Below are 20,902 nucleotides of genomic sequence, written 5' to 3'. Positions count from 1 at the left end.
CTCCACAGCCCAGGGTAAGATGTCGAAGCGCGTGTTCAGCGCGGCTCTGCCGCCACGTCTGCGGCATCCTGCACGAGCGCATCGACGAACTGCTCTTGGAACACTTTCACGCCGCCTGCCTGCATACGAAGCGCAAGCTCCGGGTCCCAAAGGGAGCCCTGCAGGCGAGCCAGCTGGCTTCGCTCTCCCTCGGAAAGCGGCACGCGTCCGAATGAGACACAGGACGTGTACATGGCGCTGTCAAAGCGCCACGGAACCCACTGTCGCCCGTAACGTTGCCACAAGGAGCGGCCGATGCGCAGTCCGCCGAGATCGAAGTCGCCGCTGTACCAGAGGACGGCGCCTGCGGAGGTCGCGGCATCGAACAGCCGCAGCACGGCGGCGTTGGGCCATCCATACGAGCAGACCACCGGTGCGCGCGCCCGTTCTGCGAGCTCCGCAAACACGGCCGGATTCTCAACCACGAGCAGGCGCGGCGGAATCTGTTGCAACGGGGCGCGTTCGAGCAAGGCGAGGGTGAACACCATGGGGCGTTCGTCCGTCCCAGGCCAATTGGCGACGTGGACCACCGGGCTCAGGTCGTCAAGCCGAATGCCCGCGCGCAGGCCGAACGCGCGCACCGTTTCGGAAGTGCCCTCATCCTGCGCCGGGCCGTCCGCGTCGTCCACAGAATCGGGCTCGTCCGCGTCCATCCCGCCGTACCGCCAGGCGAGCCACGCGAACAACATTTTGCCCGCAGGATTCGTGCGGTCGAGCGCGTGCGGATCGCCGAGGTACCTGGCGGCCAGAATCGGCAGGCGGACGGGCGGATCGGGTGGCGGATCGAGGGCGCTCAAGACGCGCAGGACGTCTTCCAGGTGCGGTACGCGCCCGATCTCGGCAAACTGCTTGCGCCAATCCGCAACGAGCGATCTCCCCGGCGCCCGCCCGTCGCACACCGCCTCGAGCCAGGGGGCGTGATCGCCCGCGATGGCCGCGAGGTACGCCCGAAAGGCGCGTTCCGTGCGTTCACGCTCGGTTCGCGCACCCTCGCGGGTGACCACCTCGCCGAACAGCGCGGCGAGGGCTTCGCCGAGCGTGAGTTGAAACCGCGACTGAAGAAGCGCAGCCTCGAGCCGCGCGAGCGGTACCTGAATGCGCGTCTGGCCGAACAGATTGATCCCCAACAGCGCGCCGATGGCCTCCTGCTCATCAGGCGTCGCATCGGAGAGAATTACGTTGCCGCGTGCGCGACCGAGCGACTCGTATTTCGACCGAACTGCGTCCCACAGCCGCGTGAGGGCCGGCTTGAGAAGCGCATCTCGAATCAGTGCACCGGCATCGCTCATGGCAGGTGAACGGCCTCCTCCTCGTGAGGGACTTTCATCACGCGCACTCGCCCGTTCCAGTGGAAGCGGATGAGCGTCACCACGTCGACATCCAGGGGGCGATGCACCTCCACGATGGACAGAGACGGCACGGTGTCGTAACACCCCCAGATCTGTTGACTGGTCATGATGAAGTCGTAGTCGAGCGACACGAGCAGTGCGAACATATCGCGCACGTTGTCGTCATCCACGCCGGCGAACGCCTCGTCGAGGCAGACGATGCGGGGCGCGTCGTCCCGAGCGTCGCTGAGGCGCGCGTCCACAGCGGCAAACAGCGGGATGTACATCGCCATCGCCTTCTCGCCGCCGCTCAGGACGTTGAACTGCGAGTCCGTCAGCTCGCGCCGGGAAGCCATGCCCGCCTTTCGGAAGAAGAGGCGAAACTCAAACCACTGCCGGTAGTCGAGCAACTGATACACCCATTCGCGGAACGATCCTCCGCCTTCCGCCTCCTGGCGCGCGTAGTCAATGCGCGTACGGAAGTGGCGGATCAAGTCCTCCATCTCCTCCGACAGCATCAGTTCTGGACTCTTGCGCAAAAGCGCCACCAGCCGCTCAGCGCTCATGTCGCTCTCGTCCTGTGCCGGGCGCGGCTGCCACTCGAGAGACAGCGCGAAGCCATTGGATCGCTGCGACATAAACCGGTTCATCTGACGCACCCATGCCTCCGCGCGGTTGATCTTGTCGCGAATGGCACGGCCGACGCTGCGCATAAAGATCTCTTCGTACAATTCTCGCTCGCGCTCTTGAATGTACAGGCGCTGCTCGTCTTCCAGTCGAACGAGCTCCTGCCACAGGGCGTAGGGTGTCAACGGGCGGTTCCGGTCGCGGACGGATCGCACCATCATGCGCTCAAGCACGTCGTCGTACGTCCCCTCAAGCGCATAGTCCACGAGCACATTTCGCACCCACTCCAGCTCGTCCATCAGCCGCTGCCGCGCGCTTCCCTCGTGTTCCGATCCATGGAGTCCCCGGATCTCGCGGTAGACGATGTTCGCCAACCGCGCGAGCGCCTGGCGTCCCGCAGGCTGACGAAGCTCCTCTGCGATCCCGTCCACGAGCCCGAGCGCCCACTCCGCTCTTAGCGCCTCGAGCGCGCGTTCGGCCGCCTGCTCCTTCTCGCGAAGGGCGCTCTGCGCCTGCTCCAGCCGGCCTTTCGCCATGCCGGCCTTCTCATCGAGTTCCCGGCGCTTCGCTGCGAGGTCATGGTGGCGCCTGCGAAGCGCGTCCCTACGTGCTCGCAATTCCTTCTGGCGCTCATACATATCGATAATACCCAGCGCCCGCAGCTGCGCGCGCAGCGCTTCCGCGCGCACGTGCAGGCCCTCCTGCTGGCGCATGAGCTCCACGCTGCGCTCCCGCTCCGCGTCCGCCCGCGCCGTGATCCGCTCGATGTCCTCCCCGAGCTGCGACACCTCGTGGGTCACATGGACGTATTCGGTGGAGAAGCGGCGCACATCGTGGAGGCTGTCGCGATACCGTTGGAGTTGCTCAAGTGCCTCCACAAAATCCTCGAGCTGCGCTAGCCGCGCCCAGGCCGATCTTTCGGCCACCCATGCCTCTTCGCACGCGCGCCACTTGGCCCGCGCCTCCTGGTACGCCTCGGCTTGCCGCCTGTGCGACAGAACGGCTTCCTCCAGCCGGAGCTTGGCGCGGTCGACATCTTCACGCGCCCTGCGCAGCGGCTCCTCGAGCGGAAACGCCCGCATCTCTTCTTCAAGCTGCGCGCGGTGGCGCCTCATCGCCTCTATCTGTTCCGCGAAGCGAGCGATCTCCGCCTCGGCGACTGCGATGGCAGACTCGAGCTCCTTGATCCGCGCGAGTTTGGTGCGCCTCCGCGCCTCGTATCCGATCCACTCCGCATGGGGTTTCTCATCCGTGTACCCCGCGAGCGGCCCGAGATGATATCGTCCGTCCGGCTGGACGGCGGCCTGCCCGGCATCAGCCTCGTCGCCGATCACGACCGTGCGCAGCGCGTCCTCGACGTCCACTGCCTGAAGCCCGGATCCCTCGGGAACCGTCGGCCGCAGGAAATCGGCGAGCGTATAGCCCAAGAGCGCAGGCCGAGGTGCAATCCATACCTCCTCTTCGCCCGGCTCGACAGCAGGCCGAGACGGCGAAATCCAGGCGTCAATGAGCCCTGCGGCCTCAAGCGCCCGTTCCAGGGCCGCCTGCGTGCGCGCATCGACGCCGTCACGAAACTCGCACGCCATGTAAAGCGGCGCACCCACCTCGCCTGCACGCTGCCGGCGGATGCGCGAAGCGATGCGCGCCTCACGCCGCGGCGGCTCGGGATCTCTGCGCTCGCGCCACTCTGCAAGCTCCCCCTCGAGCGCCCGCTTCTCCTCGACACGACGCTCCATCGCTGCGCGAAGCTCGTGCTCGCGCCGCATGGCCTCGCCGATCGCGTCTTCCTGCGCCCTCCGGAAGGGGCGCATCACCTCTTCGTACGGCGCGTCGGGATACGCTCGCAGCGCGTACAGCGCCGCGCGCCAAGTCTCGTCCGAGGCAGGTATCTCCGTCAGGCCTTGGTACCAACGGAAGATGGCGTCCTCTTGCGCTTCCACTGTCTGTTCGAAGCGCGACTCCGCCGCACGTAGGTTCGCCTCTTCGGTGTCCCGCCTCATGGCGGCCTCGCCCATGGCTCGCTCTGCATCCGCTGCGCGCTCGCGCGCCCTTGCCTCCTGCCGGCCCAGGGTAATCGCGCGTTCGAGGCGTTCCGCATGGGCCTTCACGTCAGCCAACCATCGGTCGAACACGTCGTCCGGGTGGACCAGCCCCCCATCTGCGCCCGCGTACACGGCATGACCCGCAAATTCCGCCGCATCCGCCAGGCGATCCAGCGTCTCGCGCCCCGCCGCGATGCGTTGCTCACACCGGCTGCGGCGTTCCCCCGCTTTGCGGAGGTTTTCCTGCCGGCGCTCGAGATCCCGCTCCGCTTCGCGCAGCGCGTTGCGCGCACGAGCTTCCTCGCCCGACAACAAGTCGATCTGTTGCTGAATTCCGTCGAGCTCCCGCTGGATGCCCATCGCCTCGGAATGTTCGAGTGCTTCCAGCTCGGCCTCGGTCCGATCGGCGTCAGCCTCCACTTCTCCCATGGTTTGCTCAAGTTCGCTCAGCGCGATATTCAGATGTCCACACACTTGCTCCGCCTTGCGAACGTTGTCCTGCGCTTCCTCTTCCGCGTTCAGCGCCTCGCGCGCCGCCTGTGCCCGCTGAAACAGCACCACACGGTTGTAGCGATCATACGCCCGATACAGCCGTTCCGCATGAATGCGGTGCTGCACCGTCTCCTCCAAATGCGCCGCATGCTCGTCCAAATCTTCCAGCATGTTCGCCAGCGATGCGAGCTCGTCCTCATCCACCGGCGGAAGGGCGCTGTAAAGCGTCTCGTACATCGTTGAAGGCTTAAACTCCTTGGACAACTTGGGCGAGCGCACTTGAATCATGAGGTTCAGCAGATCCGCATAGGCGCCAAGGTCTCGATAGCCGAACAACAGGCGATTGACGAGCGCCTGGTACTCCTCCTGCGTGCGCACCACCTGACCGCCTGGCCCCAGGACTTCGGCAAGCTTCGTCGCATCCAGCGGATACTTCTGTCCTTCTTTCAAGTACAGCGTTTCATCGTACAACACCAAGTCCTTGCCCACCCGCCGCCCGTCCGTGATCGCGAATCCCCAGAACTGGACCGCCGAACGGCCGCGGGTCGCGCGCAAGCCGATGCCGACCGTGACATTGGTCGCCTCAGGCGCTTCGCCGCGAACGAACTCCAACCACAGGTAGCCAATCCGATCCTGGACGCCGCTCTGGTCGTCACCGAGCAAGTAAAACTCAATCTTGCGATCCCGCGACCCGAACGGATCAAGCCGAACAGGTCGCTTGTCGCCGTCCAGCACAAGCGGCAGAAGCGACTGCATCGTGACGGACTTTCCGGCGCCATTCGGGCCCCGGAGGAGCAGGCGGCCGTGATCGAATTCAAGCGTCTCGTCGTCGTAGAGCCAAAAGTTAAAAAGCCCCGCGCGAGACAGTCGATATCGCTGCGCCATCTGATCCCTCCTCCTGAGCAAGTTCTCCATCGTAGGCGCCCACGTAGCGCGAGAGCGCGGGAAGCAGCCACACGTCCGCGCCGTCCCACGCCACCAAATGCCACTCGCTCATCATGGCCAACACATCGCGCGTCAGCGCAGCCACGGCTTTTTCGCGCAGTTCCTTTGACCAGCGCGGTCCATGGATGTTGCGCAGCTCCAAAATGAGCGCCTCCAACTCGCCGAGCGGCACATGGTAACGTCCGTGTTCAGCTGGTGCCAGGGACGCGTGCTTCTCGCGAATGCGCTCCACCAGCACGTTGGCAACCAGGAGGCAGACGTCCGACAGCGTCGACTCACCCGGAAACCATTCGAATTCGCCCCGCAAGTCGGGCCACGTGAACAATAGGCCCTCCCGGAACCGCCTGCCCATAAGCCCCGTCAGCTGTTCAATGCGGTCGACCAGGAAGCTCCGCTGGGTTTGCACATACCTGCGTTCCTCCTCGGAGAAGTCTGCATCGTAGACCACGGGTTCCACGAGAAACCGCCGAATCACACGGTGGCGCCTGTGCGCCGTCGCCCAAGACTCCCATTCGCTCGATCCGTCCGAACCCATGAAGATGTCCGCTTCGTACAACTCGTCAATGGTCTGGTACGACGCAAAATCGCGTGGGAACCGATTCATGACGTACCTGGCCAGTCGCGTCGCCTCGTACAGCACGTTCTGCGTGTCGTCGCGCGCCCAAGCGTTCTCCTCGCCGTCCACAGCTTGAAGCACGCCGAGATCGCGCAACTTCTTGAGCGCCCGGACCATGGACAGGCGGTGATCATAGTTCGTCCAGTCGAGTTCGTCCCCGTTTCTGCGCGACTCTTCGCCAATGGCATCGATAAGCTCGGACAGGAGGAACTGTTCTTCGCGCTGCCGTCCTTCGAGGAACCAGAGCGCATAGGCAAACAGCGCGTAATCCCGCGGATGAAGAAATTCGTCGATTCGCATCCACGGCCGATGCACAGCAGGCTGCTTTTCAAGCTTGGCGATTTCACTCGTCACCACCAGAGCCCAGCCGGCCATCTTCTGAAACCAGTCCCGCAGCGCATGTTGGTGACGGTGCACCAGCCGGTACTCCTCGGGCTGTTGCTCCTTGGTGACCCACGGGCGCGACAAGAGGAGGCGTGCCGCCTGCTGGAGTTCCTCCCGTTCACCTCGCGAGCGCCCATGCCTCATCGATGTTCCCTCCAGATGTAAAATTTGAAATTGGGCATCTCCATCTCTCCATCTGAAAAGACAATGCAATGGCGTTCTCCATGTTCCGGGATCTCAACTCGAATCTGATAGCCCTCCGGACTTCGAAACCGGCGATCCGCCCTCGACAGCGCGCGGCTTACCCATTGCAGCAACAAGCCACGGTCCTCCACGGTAAGCTCGTCGAATTCGGCCATGGAAAACGTCCCCTCCCGGAGCCACCGGCGCTCCACATCGCGCGCGTTCGCTTGAGCCTGATGCCACGCCTCCGTCGCCTTCGCCTTTTGCACCGCGCGATCCCGGACAGGGGACACCGCCAAACGCTGCCGTGGTCCACGCGTCTTTGGTGAAAGCGCGCGGAACACGGGGGCCTCGTCCCACATGGAGCAGTCCGCTGAATCGGTCGATCGCGGCGGCTCACCCTGAAAGTGGCGCGGAACGTACAAGCCAAACACAGCGGCACCGAGGCGATGCGCCTCCGCAATCGAGTCAAGGCTCATGAACCACCTCGCGAGATAAGACAAATCTCGCCTGCGACTAACGCCCGCACGAGCCTGCTCCTGCAGTGCCAGCGCCTGCCGCACCACGCGCCCGATGGCCTCTTTCGTGGCGCGCTCCAACTTCACGACCTCGCTGTCATCGCCATCCAGGCCTATGAACCAGCCCTCGAGCGACCTCCACTCCTCGCGGTGGGCCACCATACGCTCATCGAATTCGCGCCGGTCCTCCAGATTGGGAATCTCCATTTCTCCCCACGTGACACTCGACAAGAAGGCTTCCACCACATCCGAAGAAAGCGCGCGCAGCGTGCCTTCAATCTGAGCGCCAAACTGCTGCAGTCCCAGCGCAAACTGTTGAAGATAGCGGCGCAGATCCTCCTTGAATGCGAGAAAGGCCTCTGTCTGCATGAGGGCTTCCGCTTTGGCGCTCGAGATCTGCGCATAGTAGTCCACGGCGTTTTCGTGAAGCCGGCGGAAGCGGTCCATGAGCTCCTTCCACACCGCGAAGCTCTCGGCGCGAGACATTTCCTGGGCCCGCTCCCGTATGTCGCGCAAAATTCTCGCTATCGTCTCCAGCGGCGTCGCGTCGAGTTCGCCGCCATAGCCCTGAACCTGCTCGAGGGCATTCAACAGCCGTTCGATCTCGACCGCCACCGCGGTCATCTGATACCGAAACCGCTTCTTCTTAAACTCTTCAATGCTTGTGGATTTCGCCTTGTCTTGTTGGCACTCCAAATTGCCCCACTCGTGAAGCACCTGGAGGTCCTGCTCACACTGCTCGACGGTGTAACCCGGAATCAGGCCCGTCTCGAGCACCGCGCCGTGAACATCCAAGGGACGCAACCAGTAGCGAAGCCTCATGTGGTTTTCGTAAAAAATTCTCATGATCAGACGATAACGCGAAACGTTCTCCGCATTGAGATACTTGAACTCGGACAAAGGTCTCAGATGTTCAGGACCGATGCTCGGCACGAACTCACCCCCACGGAGGCGCACACCGGCCACCATTCTTTGTTCACATCTTAACTCATTTTTGCGCCCTGCATGGCGAACCCCAGCAAGCAGGAAGGGGGATTTGCAAGATCCTGCGCCAGGCTGGACTTGCGCAATAAGAAAGGCGTGGAGCCTCACTCCACGCCTTTCCCGAGCGATTTCACTCTGACAAACCTTCACTTCACGTGCAGCGACAAGGTGCTTACGACTCCATTTTCGCCAACGACGGACACCGACAGCGTCAGGTCGCTTCCGGCTTTCCCAAGGTACTTTGGAAGCTTGAGCGTGTCCACGAATGCGCCGGTGCTATTCGTACCGACGATCTGCTGCACGAGCACCTTCTTCGCGCTATTTGTCAACGTAATTTGCACGTCCTTCTTCGCGAGGTTCGACGACACTTGGCCGCTCACCTTCAGCGTGCCGCCGGCCGTCACCGTCGCGCCTGCCACCGGGGCCGTGAGCTTCACCGACGACTTCGCCGTTTCTCCAGCCTTGTTCGACGACTTCGCTTCGGTCTGCTTCGTCTCTGTCTTCGAAGCATTGGCCCCCTTGTGCTCGTGCTTCACCGTGACGGCTGTGCTGGCCGCACCGCTCGACGCCGTGTTGTTCGTGCTGTTGGCCGTGCCACAGCCCGTCACCATCAGGGCTACTGCGGCTGCCACACCCAACACAGACAACATGGATTTGCGGTTCATACACCCATCTCCTCTGCTTTCTTGTCTCGGGCGATCCCGCCCGTCCAAGAACCAAAGTGCCACGGGCTCCTCAAAATCAGCTCACATGCAACCGCTTCAATCTTGGCGGTTCTGTGACAAGGCCAAATGCCGCCCCGTTCGCGCGAAGGGACAGCGTCGCGAGCATCAAAAATCCCGCCTCCGCATACGCGGTGGCGGGATGTCGCGTGCGCCAAATCAAGCCCCAAGCGCTTCGATGACGGCCTTCGCGGCGCTAATGCCCGACTGCGGATTTTGACCCGTGATCAGGTTCCCGTCTCGCTCGACGTGATCGGACCACATCGGCTGCGCCACAAACTGGGCGCCCAGCTCGCGCAGTCGCGTTTCGAGCAAGAAGGGCACCTTATCATCCAGCTGCACGGCGCGCTCCTCTTCGTCGGTGAATGCCGTGACGCGCTTGCCCTTGACCAGCGGATCGCCATTTTGCAACCGCACGTTCACGAGGCCCGCGGGGCCGTGACACACGGCGGCAACCACCTTGCCCGACTCCGCAAACGTGCGGATAAGCGCCTGGAGTTCCGCGCTGTCCGGGAAGTCAAACATGGTGCCGTGACCGCCGGGCAAGAAGATGGCATCGTAGTCTTTCGCAGACACCTGCGAAAGGGGGAGGGTCTCCTTCAAGACTTCGACGGCCTCGGGCCATTGGTGAATCTCGCCGTTTTGCACGCTACGCTCATCGATGGGCGCCTGCCCGCCGCGCGGGCTTGCGACGGTCACCTCATAACCCGCTTGTTTAAACTCCGTGTAGGGCTCGGCGAACTCCGACAGCCAGAGACCTGTCGGGTGCCCGTCCGTCATCTTGTCTGCGCTGGTGACGACCATGAGCACTTTCTTGGCCACGCGAATCACCCTTCCTTTTTTATTGCAACTAACATGTTATAAGTTTGTGCAGCCGAGCGCAAATCCACCCACGCCCTCCGCCGCCTTGCGGAGGCACGCCGCAAGACACGGAGGTGCAGGGCACAGGAAGCATCAGACGCCGGCTTGCAAACCTCGCCTCACACATTCCCCATCGACTTTTTACACGCGGTTCAACAACCCTTCACCGCTGATTTACGCGCACGTCCTACGGTGTAAAAGGACCACAACTCGCAAGGAGGTCAATCATGGAAGCCCGCGATCTTCGCCATCCATCCACCTTCGCCCACTTGGACCGCTCTCGGTGGAACACATTCCACTGGAAGTCCGTGCTCACCACCGGAATGGGCGTCTTGACCGACGGGTATGATCTGTCATCCATCGGCGTCGTGCTCCCCTTCATTTTAGCATCTTTTGGACAGAAGAGTCTGACCGGTTGGGAGAGCTCCGGCCTCACAGGCAGCGCCTTAGTCGGAGCCGCCCTTGGCGCGCTTGCGTTTGGTCCACTCGCCAATCGGGGACGAAAACGGTTCTACGGATTGGACGTCTTGATTCTCTCGATCGCGGCACTGGCGCAAGCCTTTGTTCAAAATATCCCAGAGCTTATCGCGGTGCGTTTCGTTCTCGGCTTTGGCGTGGGCGCTGACTACGTCCTCTCCCCGGTGATCATGGGGGAGAATGCCAACGCTCGCGATCGCGGCAAGAGCTTGGCCCTCGGATTTGGACTCACCTGGGGCCTTGGCGCAGCTTTGGCTGGCCTGGTGACCCTCTTCCTCAACGCATGGGGCGTGCCTTCGGACATCGTATGGCGGATCGTGCTCGCTCTCGGCGCTTTACCTTCGGCCTCTGTCATCTACTTGCGGCGGAAACTTCCCGAAACCCCGCGCTATGTGGCCCGTGTGCAAGGGGACGAGCTCGCGTTCGAGCGAGTCGTCGCGCACGTCGTGGGTGAGGTCGGACCGCATGCGCATGTCCCCGTACAGCGGGACGACACCAGCGCGCGGACGTATTTTCGCTCCCACCGCAAACGTATCGCAGCCGCATGTGTTCTGTGGTTTCTGTTCGACATCGTCGCCTACTCCAGCATTCTCTTTGGCCCCAACTTAATCGCCAAAAGCCTTGGAATCCCCTCAGGGGTGTTTCAGGTCATGATGGAGCTGGCCTTTACCGTCCCTGGGGCATTGATTGGGTTGGCGCTCATCGACCGGTTAGGAAGAAAGCCCATGCAAGTCATCGGCTTCGTCGGGATGGGCCTAAGCCTCATCCTGTTTAGCGTGATGAAGTCAGTTGACGCTGCCCCGTGGATCGGTCTCCTTTTGTACGGAGCCCAAAACCTGATGTCGCAAATGGGGCCGGGCTCGGTATCCGCGTCGGGCATGCTCGGCGTAGAACTGATCCCCACGAAAATACGAGGCACGGTTCAAGGATGGACTGTGGCTGCAGGCCGACTTGGCGCGGCCATCACAGCCTTCGTCTTTCCCCACCTTTTTGCCCGAATGGGCGAGGGCGGTGCCATTCTGATGCTTGGCGGACTATGCGGCGTTGCCGCCGTCCTCACATGGATCCTGTTGCCGGAAACGAAAGCCTTATCCCTAGAAGAAGCCGCCGAAGAGTCTGTGGCATGACAAAGAACGACCTCAAGACCGACATGAAACCCGTCCGGTCTTGAGGTCGATCTCGTCATGGTCACGTTCCCTTGAAGTTGGTTTGGTCATTGAAGTTGGTTTGGTCAACGTTCCCTCGTCCCGGCCTCGACTGATCGCGAGGCGCTCGCATCTTTGCTTTCCTGGCGACTGCGGCCCCCCCGCGTCCGAGCCACAAGGGCTCGGGCGACGGGGCTGCCGGTTGTCACCTGTCATCCTTCACGAACGAACGCTGCACCTTCTTGCCGTCATAGGTGAACGTGACATCGCGCCCTTCGACAACCGTCTGTAGATGAACGGTGCGCCCCCACAAACGGTGAATGTACGGAAGCGTTTTTTCCAAATGGCGGAGATCAAGTTCCAACCCTTCGTACGCGTGACGGATGAACAGTTCGCCGTTTTGCCGGTAATCCCCGTCCTCCACGTACAAGACCGGGATGCCACCGTTGATGCGCGAGGCGACCAGCGCATCCCTGACCTTCTCCCAGTCCTTCTCCACGACTCGCCAATCGTTCCCGACCTTTTGGTACACGTACAAATCGAGCTTGTCAATCAAGTCCTTCGTCAGGTAGTTGCGCAGAAAGGAGACGTCCGTCTCCACTTCGCGCACCTCAAACATCTTTTCCCGTCCCTCACCCGGCCGCCTGCCGTATCGCTCCTGCTCCTCCTTCGTGGGCTCGTTCCAGCGGCGCTCGATGTCCTCCCAGATGGCAAGCCCGACGTGATAGGGATTCACACTGGTGCGCGAAGGGAGCACGACACCAGCGTGCATCTTGGCAAATTCCACGGCCTCGTCATCCGACAGGTCCATCTCCCGCATAATGCGCAGGTGCCAATAGGTGGCCCATCCCTCGTTCATGATCTTCGTCTCGAGTTGCGGCCAAAAATACAACATCTCCTCTCGCAACATCGAGAGGATATCGCGCTCCCACTCCTCAAGCACCGGGCTGTTCTCGATAATGAACAGCATCACGTCCTTGTTGAGAATGCGTGCGGGCGGGGACTCCTCCACCGCGGACGGCAGTGGACCGTCAAGCGCAAACAGATCGTCATACGGCCCTGGTTCACGCGGCTTGCGCGCCGGCTCCGCGCGTTGACCTAGGCGCTCGCGATACATGCGCTCTTTTGCGGCGCGGCGCGCATTTCTTCCCTCCTCGGAGGGATCCACGTGTTCGGAAATGGCGAGCCCTGCGTCGAGCAACTCCTCGACCCGCCGCCTGCCGTGTTCGAGTTCATAGTGGTAGATCCGTTCGGCGCTGGCCGCCATGCGCTCGACCATGTCGCGCGATGTATGCCGAAACGCCGCATTGTTTTTGAAAAAGTCGCAGTGGCCTAACACGTGTGCGCATACAGTCTTATTCTGTAAGAGCGTATTTCCATCCAGCAGGAACGCGTAACAAGGGTTCGAGTTGATCACGAGCTCGTAAATACGGCTCAGGCCGAGATCGTATTCGAGCTTCATTTTGTGAAAGGTCTTTCCGAATGACCAATGGTTGAAACGGGTCGGCATGCCGTACGCTCCGAACGTATAAAGGACGTCCGCGGGACAGACTTCGAAGCGCATGGGGTAAAAATCGAGCCCGAACGACCGAGCAAGTTCCATCATCCGCTCAATGGCGCGCTCGAGCTCCTGCAGTTCCTGATTCGTCATGAGCTCTTCACCCCTTGCTGCTGTGAGAAGAAGTGCCGAAGCGCACCGTAGATCTCCGATTTATCCCGGATGACGTACGTGCGAAACCGGGGAATTTGCAGTTTCCCGTAGGCGCCCATCAGCGTCGAGGATCGAGCGTATTGATTCACCTCGGCGTAGCCAAACATGCGCGATACATCGCACAGTTCCTTGACCAGCTGCACGCACTTGTCGTTGTCCGACGTGAGATTGTCGCCATCCGAAAAATGGATGGGATAGATGTTGTAGCGCTCCGGCGGATAGTCGCGGCGGACGAGATCGAGCGCGTAGCGATACGCGGACGAACAGATGGTCCCGCCGCTCTCTCCCTTGGTGAAGAAATATTCTTCGTCGACCTCGTGCGCCTCTGTGTGGTGGGCGATGTAACGAATCTGCACATTCGCGTACTTTGTCCGCAAAAAGCGAGTCATCCAGAAGAAAAAGGTGCGCGCACAGTACTTCTCGAACAGCCCCATCGATCCCGACAAGTCCATCATCGCGAGGATGACCGCGTTGGACTCCGGCTTCACGATGGTCTCCCACGTCTTGTAACGCAAATCATCCGGCGTGATCACGACGCGATCGTCCTTTTTGGCGTGGCGCAACGCTTGGAGGAGCGTGCGTTTCTTATCGATGTTGGCCGTGATGCCCTTCTTGCGCACGTCGCGAAATTCGACCGTATCGACGACCATGTCGGCCTCGTCTTTGTCTGCGAGATCGGGCAGCTCGAGCTCGCGGAACAGCTCGTGCTGAATGTCCTCAAGCGTCACCTCCGCCTCGGCATAGTCCACGCCAGGCTCCGATCCGGCGCCCTCGCCCTGCCCGGGGCCAGGCTGGCCGGCTTGGTCCGGCTTGCCGCGGGCGACGAGATCGCCCACGGCCGTATCGCCAGAGCCCGTTCCGACGTGCTTGCCTTTTTGGAAGTTGTAGCGAATGCGGTACTCTTCGAGTGATCGAATGGGAATCTTGATGATCTGTTTCCCATCCGACATGATCAGGCTTTCATCGCTGACGAGGTCGGCCAGATGTTCGCGAATCGCTTCGCGCACCTTTTCGCGATGGCGCTCTTGATCGATGTGCCCTTTTCGGTGGAGTGACCAGTCTTCGCGTTGCAGTGTGAAGTCGATCACGGCCTCTCCCTCCTGTCAGCGGTTGAGCAGACTTCCGGTGTAGCGAAGGAGTTCATTGGCGCACACAGGGCAGTAGCCGTGTTCGTCGATGAGCCGGCGCGTCACTTCGTTGATCTTTTTGAGCTGCTGCTCATCGGGTGTTTTGGTCGACGTGGTGATCTTGACGACGTCTTTGAGATCCGCAAACAACTTCTTCTCAATGGCTTCGCGCAGGCGCTCGTGCGAATGGTAGTCAAACTTTTTGCCGCGGCGGGCGTAGGTGGAAATCCGAATGAGGATCTCCTCGCGGAACGCTCGCTTGGCGTTTTCCGAAATGCCAATCTGCTCCTCGATCGAGCGCATCAACTTCTCGTCGGGATCCATCTCCTCGCCGGTGAGGGGATCCTTGATTTTCTGCCAGTTGCAATAGGCTTCGACGTTGTCGAGATAGTTGTCGAGCAGGGTCTTCGCCGACTCCTCGAAAGAGTAGACAAAGGCTTTTTGCACCTCGGTCTTCGCCATTTCGTCGTACTCGCGCCGGGCCATGGCGACGAAGTTGAGCAGGCGCTCGCGATCTTCGGGCGTGATCGACGGGTGCTGATCCAGCCCGTCTTTGATGGCGCGGAGCACGTCAAGCGCGTTGATGCACTGGGTGTCGCGGCGAATGAGGGCGGTCGAAATTCGGTTGATGATGTAGCGGGGATCCAGCCCGCTCATGCCCTCGTCGGGATATTCGTTTTTCAGCTCTTTCACGTCGGCGTCCTTGAGGCCTTCGACCGCCTGGCCGTTGTACAGATACAGCTTCTTCATGAGATCGACGCCCTGTTTTTTCGACTCCTTGAGCCGCGTCAGGATGGAAAAAATGGCCGCGGTTCGCAGAGCGTGGGGCGCGATGTGCACGTTCTTGAGATCGCTCTGCTGTACCAGTTTCTCGTATATTTTGACTTCATCGTCGACGCGCAGGTTGTAGGGGATGGGCATGACGATCATGCGCGACTGCAGGGCCTCGTTCTTCTTGTTGGCGATGAACGAGCGATACTCGGCCTCGTTCGTGTGCGCGATGATCATCTCGTCCGCGCTGATCAAGGCGAACCGGCCGGCCTTGAAGTTGCCCTCCTGCGTGAGGCTCAACAGGTGCCACAGGAATTTCTCATCGCACTTCAGCATTTCCTGAAACTCCATCAAGCCTCGGTTCGCCTTATTCAGTTCCCCATCGAAGCGATACGCGCGCGGATCCGACTCCGAGCCGTACTCGGTGATGGTGGAAAAGTCGACGCTGCCCGTGAGGTCAGCGATGTCTTGCGACTTGGGATCGGACGGGCTGAACGTGCCGATCCCGACGCGGCGTTCTTCGGAGAGCACGATGCGCTCCACCGGCACGTCTTCGATCCGGCCGCCAAACTCTTCATCAACTCTGAGCCTGCAGCTTGGGCAGAGGTTTCCTTCGATCTTCACGCCGAACTCCGCCTCAAAGTCGGGCCGCAGCTCATTCGGAATGAGGTGTAGCGGCTCCTCGTGCATGGGGCACCCGGCAATGGCATAGAGCGCGCCTTCCGGCGTGCGCGAGTATTGCTCCAACCCCCGCTTGAGCAACGTCACGATGGTCGACTTGCCTCCCGACACCGGCCCCATCAGGAGCAGGATGCGCTTGCGGACGTCGAGCCGCCGAGCTGCGGCATGGAAGTACTCCTCCACGAGCCGCTCGATGGTGTCCGAAAGGCCAAAGATCTCCTTCTCAAAGAACTTGTAACGAGGCCTGCCATCCGCGTCCGTCTCGATGCCAGCGGCGACAATCATATCGTAAATGCGAGCGTGAGCCGTTCTCGCGATGTTGGGATTTTGACGCACGAGTTCCAGATAGTCTGTGAATGTGCCCCGCCAACGTAGTGCTTCCTCCTCCGCGCGATACGAGCTCAGGCGTTCCAGGAAACTCATGATCCCATCCTCCTTGCGATACGGATGCACGCCTTCGCGTCTGAAGCGGTGAGTGACAGGAGGCTTTTTCTCATCCTATGAACGAGCGGCTTTTCCACATACCCGCGCCGTCCAAATTGGGCGCGCGCGCACGATGATCATCCATGCGCGCCCCGCGCGCCCCACGCGCGCATGCGAACCCATACAAAAAGCCGGTGGAGAACCACCGGCTGCTCCTGTCGTCCAGGATGGTGCATGTCGATCCGCACGCTCGTCGAGCGTCACGGGCGCGCGTCACAAGACGTGATTCGTCATCTCGGACCAGAGTTCGCGCTCGGCGCTGTCGGGATCGTCCTCCACGCGCGGCGCATCGTCGAAAATCATCGTTGAGCGGCGCTTTGGGTCGTAGGCCGGCCACTCAGGCAGGTCCGCGGCCTGTGGGCTGCCGTGGTGCACAAACGCCACCCAGGCGTGGTGCATGGCGCGCGACACTAAGGCGTGGGCAGGTCTCTCGCCGACCAGCGCCTTGGCGGAGGGATGCTCGTACGTGCCGAACACAAACGGAATTTCGAGGGCGTGCGCGGCTCCGAGCCGGCTTGGGCGGTAGTCGAACCGGTAGAGATACACGGGCGCGTATTCGCTCTGAATCTCGGCGGCGCGAATCGTGGGATACGTGAAGCTACGCATGGACGCAAACCGCACGAGCCACGTAGCCAGGTCATCTCCAGTGCGCCCGTCCACGTAGTAATCCCGGGCGCGATCGGAAAGCGGCCCCCACATCTTGTCGACGTGCGAAACGCGCGCTTCGTCGGACAAGGCGGCCCACTCGGGATCACGGGCGACCCACAGCATGAGCTCCTCTCGGTTCGATCCGGCGAGCGTGGGCACGTGCGCGGCGCGCCCCTGGCGCAGCGCATCCCAGAACGGCTCGGTCAGCGTCACGCCGTCGAGCACAGGGCGCAGATTCAACCCGTCTCGCGCGGGGATTCGGCTTGCGGCCGCGACGAGATCGTCAGCGGGAATGTCGAGCAGACGCTGCCAGTCGCTCGGCCGAACGCCCAGGGCGTCGAGCAGCTGTGCCGTGAACCACTCAGCGGACTCGGGCGTGCGATACGCGATGGGAATTCCGCTTTGCAAAATGGCCTGCTGGAACAGTCCGCGCGCCGCATCCATCACCAACAGCGTGGCGACGCTCCACGCGCCGGCCGACTCCCCGGCGACCGTGACGCGATTCGGATTTCCGCCGAACGACTCGATCACGTCGCGGACAAACGCGAGCGCAGCCACCTGATCGAGGATGCCCGCGTTTCCGGACCCTGCGTACGCATCGCCCGCGAGGTGTCGGAGGTGCAAGAAGCCGAGCGGTCCGAGGCGGTAGTTAAGGGTCACGAGGACCACGCCGTCTCGCGCAAATGCGCGCCCGTCGTACCACGGCGACTGACCTGAGCCAAACACGTAGGCCCCTCCGTGGATCCAGACCATCACGGGGTGGTCTGAGCCTTCGGCCGGCGCATAGATGTTGAGGCGCAGGCAGTCCTCGGACTGCTCGAAGCCGTCGACTGGGTTCAGCGGATTGGAAACCTGCGGACAAATGGGGCCGAGCGCCCGCGCATCCATGACCCCTGTCCACGGCTCCACCGGCTGAGGCGGAAGAAATCGCCGTTCGCCCTGTGGGGCCTTGGCGTACGGGATGCCGAAAAACATGCGCACCCCGTCTTCTTCGCGGCCGAGCACTTTCCCGTATCGAGTCTCTACGGTGATATCCATCCCTATCGCCCCCTACCCCGTTGTCACCACCACCCTAGCGCACTTCGTGCCATCGGCCAAGGGAACAAACGCTCCACGTGCACATCAAGGCTGGACAATTTCCGAAAGCGCCTCGATCAAATGTTGCTGCCACACCCCCCAGATGTGGTTGCCGGGCCCCGTGTGATACGAAACTTCGGCGCCGCGATCGACCAGGATGTCTCGCATAGCCTCGTTGTAGCTCCAGAAGTCAAACACGCCGCTTGGCGTCTTGGCCTGCCGCTCTTCTTCACCGATGAACATGTAGGCGTACAGGCGCGACAAATCCACAGCCTCTTCCACGCGGCGCTGGTAAGACGGGAAGAAGGCGCCGGAAAACAGCATGACCCGGTGGAACCACTGTGGGTACTCGAGCACAAAGCTCATCGTCGCCACGGCACCGAGCGAAATTCCGGCCATGTACCGCCGGTTGTCGTCCATCGGATACCGGGCGTCGAGAAACGGGATGCATTCGTCTGCGACGAACTGCAGATACTCGCGGTGGCGCGCGCCGTCAAATGCGTAATCGTCGCGTCGGCGGTCCAAGTTCACGGCGATCCCGACGATGTAGCACGGGGCCAGTTTCCCAGCGATGATCGCCTCGTGCGCCTGCGTGGCAATGCGGCCGTGCGTAAAAAACTCGATCCCGTCGTGGCAGTACACCACCGGGAGCGGCTCGTCTCCGGCGCCGGGCGGCACAAACACTTTCAAGACGCGCTCTTCTCCAAGCGCGCGGCTCGCGACCGTATGGGTTTCCACTTTCCTGATGGACGACATGCCGTACACCTCCCATGAGATGGCCTGCGACAGATGGCCTGCGACGGCGAAGCCCAGATTTGAAAGCGCTACATCGTTCTGTTCTATGACGGATGAGCCCTTATTCTATAACAGAACTTCTCTCGAATGCTCCTGTGGCTTTCGCAGTTCGCTTCCGGGTGTATTATAATGTGAAGCGACCTGTATTACTAACGCGAAGAAGATGAGGTGACCATGGTGAGCCAGGTGGTTGCTCGCTTTGAAATCCCGTACGTCCAAGTCGTGGACGAGAACGGGAAGGTCGTGAACCCTGACCTGGTACCGGATTTGTCGGACGACGACCTCCGCGAACTGATGAAGCGCATGGTCTTCACGCGAATCTGGGACCAGCGCGCCATTCGCCTATCCCGGCAGGGGCGGTTGGGCTTTTACGCGCCGGTGTCCGGGCAGGAGGCGTCCATGATCGGCAGCGAATTCGCCACGCAGAAAGACGACTTTTTGCTGCCGGGCTATCGAGACATTCCGCAGCTGTACTTTCACGGGTACCCGCTGCCGCAGCTCTTCCTTTACTCCCGCGGGCATCAGCTTGGCGGCAAAGTGCCCGAAGGCGTCCACTGCATGGTGCCGCAGATCATCATCGGCGCGCAAATTGTGCAGGCCGCAGGCGTCGGCCTCGCGTTCAAGTTGCGCGGTGAGAAGCGCGTCGCGGTCACCTACACGGGCGACGGCGGCACGAGCCAGGGCGACTTTTACGAAGGCATGAACTTCGCAGGGGCAATGAGCCTGCCCGTCGTGTTCTTCGTCCAAAACAACCAGTACGCCATCTCCGTGCCCCGCGAACTGCAGACTCGCGCGCAGACCTTGGCGCAAAAGGCGATTGCCGCAGGCATTCCCGGCATCCAGGTGGACGGCATGGACGTGCTGGCAGTCTACCACGTCATGCGGGAGGCGCTCGAGCGCGCGCGCAACGGCGAGGGCCCGACCATGATTGAAGCCGTGACCTTCCGCTACGGCCCCCACACCATGTCCGGCGACGATCCGACGCGCTATCGGACCAAGGACGTGCAGGAGGAATGGGAGAAGAAAGACCCCCTCATTCGGTTCCGCAAGTACCTCGAAGAGAAGGGACTCTGGTCGGAAGAAGAGGAGCAGGCCTACATCGAAGAGGCGAAGGAGATCGTCAACAACGCCCTGAAAGAGGCGGACGCGGCAGAAAAGATGACCATCCCTGGCCTCATCGACAGCATGTTTGAAGAACTCACCCCGGCGCTCAAACGCCAGCGTGCGGAATTTGCCGGCGAGGAGGCGAACTGACATGGCGCAAATGACGATGATTCAGGCGATCACGCACGCCCTCGATCTCGAGCTGGCCCGCGATGAGCGCGTGCTCGTCTTCGGCGAAGACGTGGGCAAAAACGGGGGCGTATTCCGAGCGACCGAAGGGCTGCAGCAGAAATACGGTCCAAATCGCGTGTTCGACACCCCGCTCGCCGAAAGTGGCATCATCGGCTTAGCCAACGGCCTTGCGATTCAAGGGTTTCGCCCCGTACCGGAGATTCAGTTCTTCGGGTTTGTCTTTGAAGCGTTTGACCAAATCGCCGGCCAGCTGGCGCGGACGAGGTACCGCACAGGCGGCCGTTACACGGCGCCCGTGACCATTCGCTCGCCGTTTGGCGGCGGCGTCCACACGCCGGAGATGCACGCCGACTCCCTCGAAGGGCTCTTTGTCCAAACGCCCGGCATCAAAGTCGTCATCCCGAGCACGCCGTACGACGCCAAAGGCCTTCTGCTAGCGGCCATCCGCGATCCGGATCCCGTCATTTTCCTGGAACACATGAAGCTGTACCGTTCCTTCCGGCAAGAAGTGCCTGAAGACGACTACACGATTCCGCTCGGCGTGGCCAACGTGGTCCGCGAGGGGAAAGACGTCACGGTCATCGCCTACGGCGCCATGGTGCACGTGGCACAAAAAGCGGCGGAACAGTGGTCGAAGGAGAAGGGCTTGGAGGCCGAGGTCATCGACCTGCGCACCGTCAACCCCATCGACATGGACACCATCGTCGCGTCCATCAAAAAGACCAATCGCGCCATCGTGGTGCAGGAAGCGCAGCGGTCTGCCGGTGCTGCGGCCGAGATTATCGCGCAAATCAACGAACAGGCGATTTACTACCTGGAGGCACCGGTGCTCCGCGCGACGCCGCCCGATACCGTCTACCCGTTTGGTATGATCGAGGACGAGTGGCTGCCCACGCCGGAATACGTGTTGGCGACCTTGGACAAAGTCATGAGCCTATAACTCTGGAGGT

Annotated in this window: 14 protein-coding genes; 3 read left to right on the top strand and 11 right to left on the bottom strand. The window is 61.6% G+C overall.

Annotated features, from left to right (window positions below; translation table 11 throughout):
• Positions 1-35 precede the first annotated feature (35 nt).
• The 6 genes from BW934_RS11600 to BW934_RS11575 form a co-directional block, all read right to left on the bottom strand.
• On the bottom strand, positions 36-1,328 hold the full coding sequence (locus BW934_RS11600; protein ID WP_076348265.1) for a TIGR02679 family protein: 1,293 nt from the start codon (positions 1,326-1,328) through the stop codon (positions 36-38).
• Positions 1,325-5,413: a TIGR02680 family protein gene (locus tag BW934_RS11595; RefSeq protein WP_076348263.1), complete on the bottom strand. Its 4,089-nt coding sequence runs from the start codon at positions 5,411-5,413 to the stop codon at positions 1,325-1,327. The genes BW934_RS11600 and BW934_RS11595 overlap by 4 nt, the downstream gene beginning before the upstream one ends.
• Positions 5,373-6,617 (bottom strand): TIGR02678 family protein, encoded by a 1,245-nt coding sequence (locus tag BW934_RS11590; RefSeq protein ID WP_076348261.1) that lies wholly within the window; start codon positions 6,615-6,617, stop codon positions 5,373-5,375. The genes BW934_RS11595 and BW934_RS11590 overlap by 41 nt, the downstream gene beginning before the upstream one ends.
• Positions 6,614-8,107, bottom strand: a complete 1,494-nt coding sequence (locus BW934_RS11585) for a TIGR02677 family protein (RefSeq protein ID WP_159437317.1) — start codon at positions 8,105-8,107, stop codon at positions 6,614-6,616. The genes BW934_RS11590 and BW934_RS11585 overlap by 4 nt, the downstream gene beginning before the upstream one ends.
• 197 nt (positions 8,108-8,304) lie before the next feature.
• Entirely contained in the window at positions 8,305-8,823 is a 519-nt protein-coding gene (locus BW934_RS11580) for a hypothetical protein (protein WP_076348257.1), read from the bottom strand.
• Positions 8,824-9,039: 216 nt separating this feature from the next.
• On the bottom strand, positions 9,040-9,702 hold the full coding sequence (locus BW934_RS11575) for a type 1 glutamine amidotransferase domain-containing protein (RefSeq protein WP_076348255.1): 663 nt from the start codon (positions 9,700-9,702) through the stop codon (positions 9,040-9,042).
• Positions 9,703-9,968: 266 nt separating this feature from the next.
• Here BW934_RS11575 and BW934_RS11570 point away from each other — a divergent pair, with 266 nt between their 5' ends.
• Positions 9,969-11,345 carry an MFS transporter gene (locus BW934_RS11570; protein WP_076348253.1) on the top strand — a complete coding sequence of 459 codons (1,377 nt, stop codon included), beginning with the start codon at positions 9,969-9,971 and terminating at the stop codon, positions 11,343-11,345.
• Between the two features lie 223 nt (positions 11,346-11,568).
• On the opposite strand, the gene BW934_RS11565 is transcribed toward BW934_RS11570, so the two are convergent.
• The 5 genes from BW934_RS11565 to BW934_RS11545 all read right to left on the bottom strand — a co-directional run bounded on the left by BW934_RS11565 (position 11,569) and on the right by BW934_RS11545 (position 18,617).
• Positions 11,569-13,014, bottom strand: a complete 1,446-nt coding sequence (locus tag BW934_RS11565; protein ID WP_076348251.1) for a SpoVR family protein — start codon at positions 13,012-13,014, stop codon at positions 11,569-11,571.
• Positions 13,011-14,162, bottom strand: a complete 1,152-nt coding sequence (yhbH, locus tag BW934_RS11560; protein ID WP_076348249.1) for a sporulation protein YhbH — start codon at positions 14,160-14,162, stop codon at positions 13,011-13,013. Before yhbH ends, BW934_RS11565 begins: the two co-directional genes overlap by 4 nt.
• A gap of 15 nt (positions 14,163-14,177) precedes the next feature.
• Positions 14,178-16,076: a PrkA family serine protein kinase gene (locus tag BW934_RS11555; protein WP_076348247.1), complete on the bottom strand. Its 1,899-nt coding sequence runs from the start codon at positions 16,074-16,076 to the stop codon at positions 14,178-14,180.
• Between the two features lie 273 nt (positions 16,077-16,349).
• On the bottom strand, positions 16,350-17,822 hold the full coding sequence (locus BW934_RS11550) for a carboxylesterase/lipase family protein (protein ID WP_076348245.1): 1,473 nt from the start codon (positions 17,820-17,822) through the stop codon (positions 16,350-16,352).
• A gap of 84 nt (positions 17,823-17,906) precedes the next feature.
• Positions 17,907-18,617 carry an alpha/beta hydrolase gene (locus tag BW934_RS11545; RefSeq protein WP_076348243.1) on the bottom strand — a complete coding sequence of 237 codons (711 nt, stop codon included), beginning with the start codon at positions 18,615-18,617 and terminating at the stop codon, positions 17,907-17,909.
• Positions 18,618-18,830: 213 nt separating this feature from the next.
• Here BW934_RS11545 and pdhA point away from each other — a divergent pair, with 213 nt between their 5' ends.
• Positions 18,831-19,910, top strand: a complete 1,080-nt coding sequence (pdhA, locus tag BW934_RS11540) for a pyruvate dehydrogenase (acetyl-transferring) E1 component subunit alpha (RefSeq protein WP_076348241.1) — start codon at positions 18,831-18,833, stop codon at positions 19,908-19,910.
• A 1-nt stretch (position 19,911) separates the two neighbouring features.
• A complete protein-coding gene (locus BW934_RS11535) occupies positions 19,912-20,892 on the top strand; it encodes an alpha-ketoacid dehydrogenase subunit beta (protein WP_076348239.1) in 981 nt (326 codons plus the stop codon).
• Positions 20,893-20,902: the final 10 nt, after the last annotated feature.

The organism is Alicyclobacillus vulcanalis, from assembly GCF_900156755.1.
Classification (GTDB): Bacteria; Bacillota; Bacilli; order Alicyclobacillales; family Alicyclobacillaceae; genus Alicyclobacillus; species Alicyclobacillus vulcanalis.
This window is presented reverse-complemented; position numbering and strand designations above follow the sequence as displayed.

Excerpts from the sequence above, each read along its gene's own strand:
- BW934_RS11600 (WP_076348265.1), bottom strand. The coding sequence starts at position 1,328 with ATGAGCGATGCCGGTGCACTGATTCGAGATGCGCTTCTCAAGCCGGCC.
- BW934_RS11595 (WP_076348263.1), bottom strand. The coding sequence starts at position 5,413 with ATGGCGCAGCGATATCGACTGTCTCGCGCGGGGCTTTTTAACTTTTGG.
- BW934_RS11590 (WP_076348261.1), bottom strand. The coding sequence starts at position 6,617 with ATGAGGCATGGGCGCTCGCGAGGTGAACGGGAGGAACTCCAGCAGGCG.
- BW934_RS11580 (WP_076348257.1), bottom strand. The coding sequence starts at position 8,823 with ATGAACCGCAAATCCATGTTGTCTGTGTTGGGTGTGGCAGCCGCAGTA.
- BW934_RS11570 (WP_076348253.1), top strand. The coding sequence starts at position 9,969 with ATGGAAGCCCGCGATCTTCGCCATCCATCCACCTTCGCCCACTTGGAC.
- BW934_RS11565 (WP_076348251.1), bottom strand. The coding sequence starts at position 13,014 with ATGACGAATCAGGAACTGCAGGAGCTCGAGCGCGCCATTGAGCGGATG.
- BW934_RS11555 (WP_076348247.1), bottom strand. The coding sequence starts at position 16,076 with ATGAGTTTCCTGGAACGCCTGAGCTCGTATCGCGCGGAGGAGGAAGCA.
- BW934_RS11550 (WP_076348245.1), bottom strand. The coding sequence starts at position 17,822 with ATGGATATCACCGTAGAGACTCGATACGGGAAAGTGCTCGGCCGCGAA.
- BW934_RS11545 (WP_076348243.1), bottom strand. The coding sequence starts at position 18,617 with ATGTCGTCCATCAGGAAAGTGGAAACCCATACGGTCGCGAGCCGCGCG.
- pdhA (WP_076348241.1), top strand. The coding sequence starts at position 18,831 with ATGGTGAGCCAGGTGGTTGCTCGCTTTGAAATCCCGTACGTCCAAGTC.
- BW934_RS11535 (WP_076348239.1), top strand. The coding sequence starts at position 19,912 with ATGGCGCAAATGACGATGATTCAGGCGATCACGCACGCCCTCGATCTC.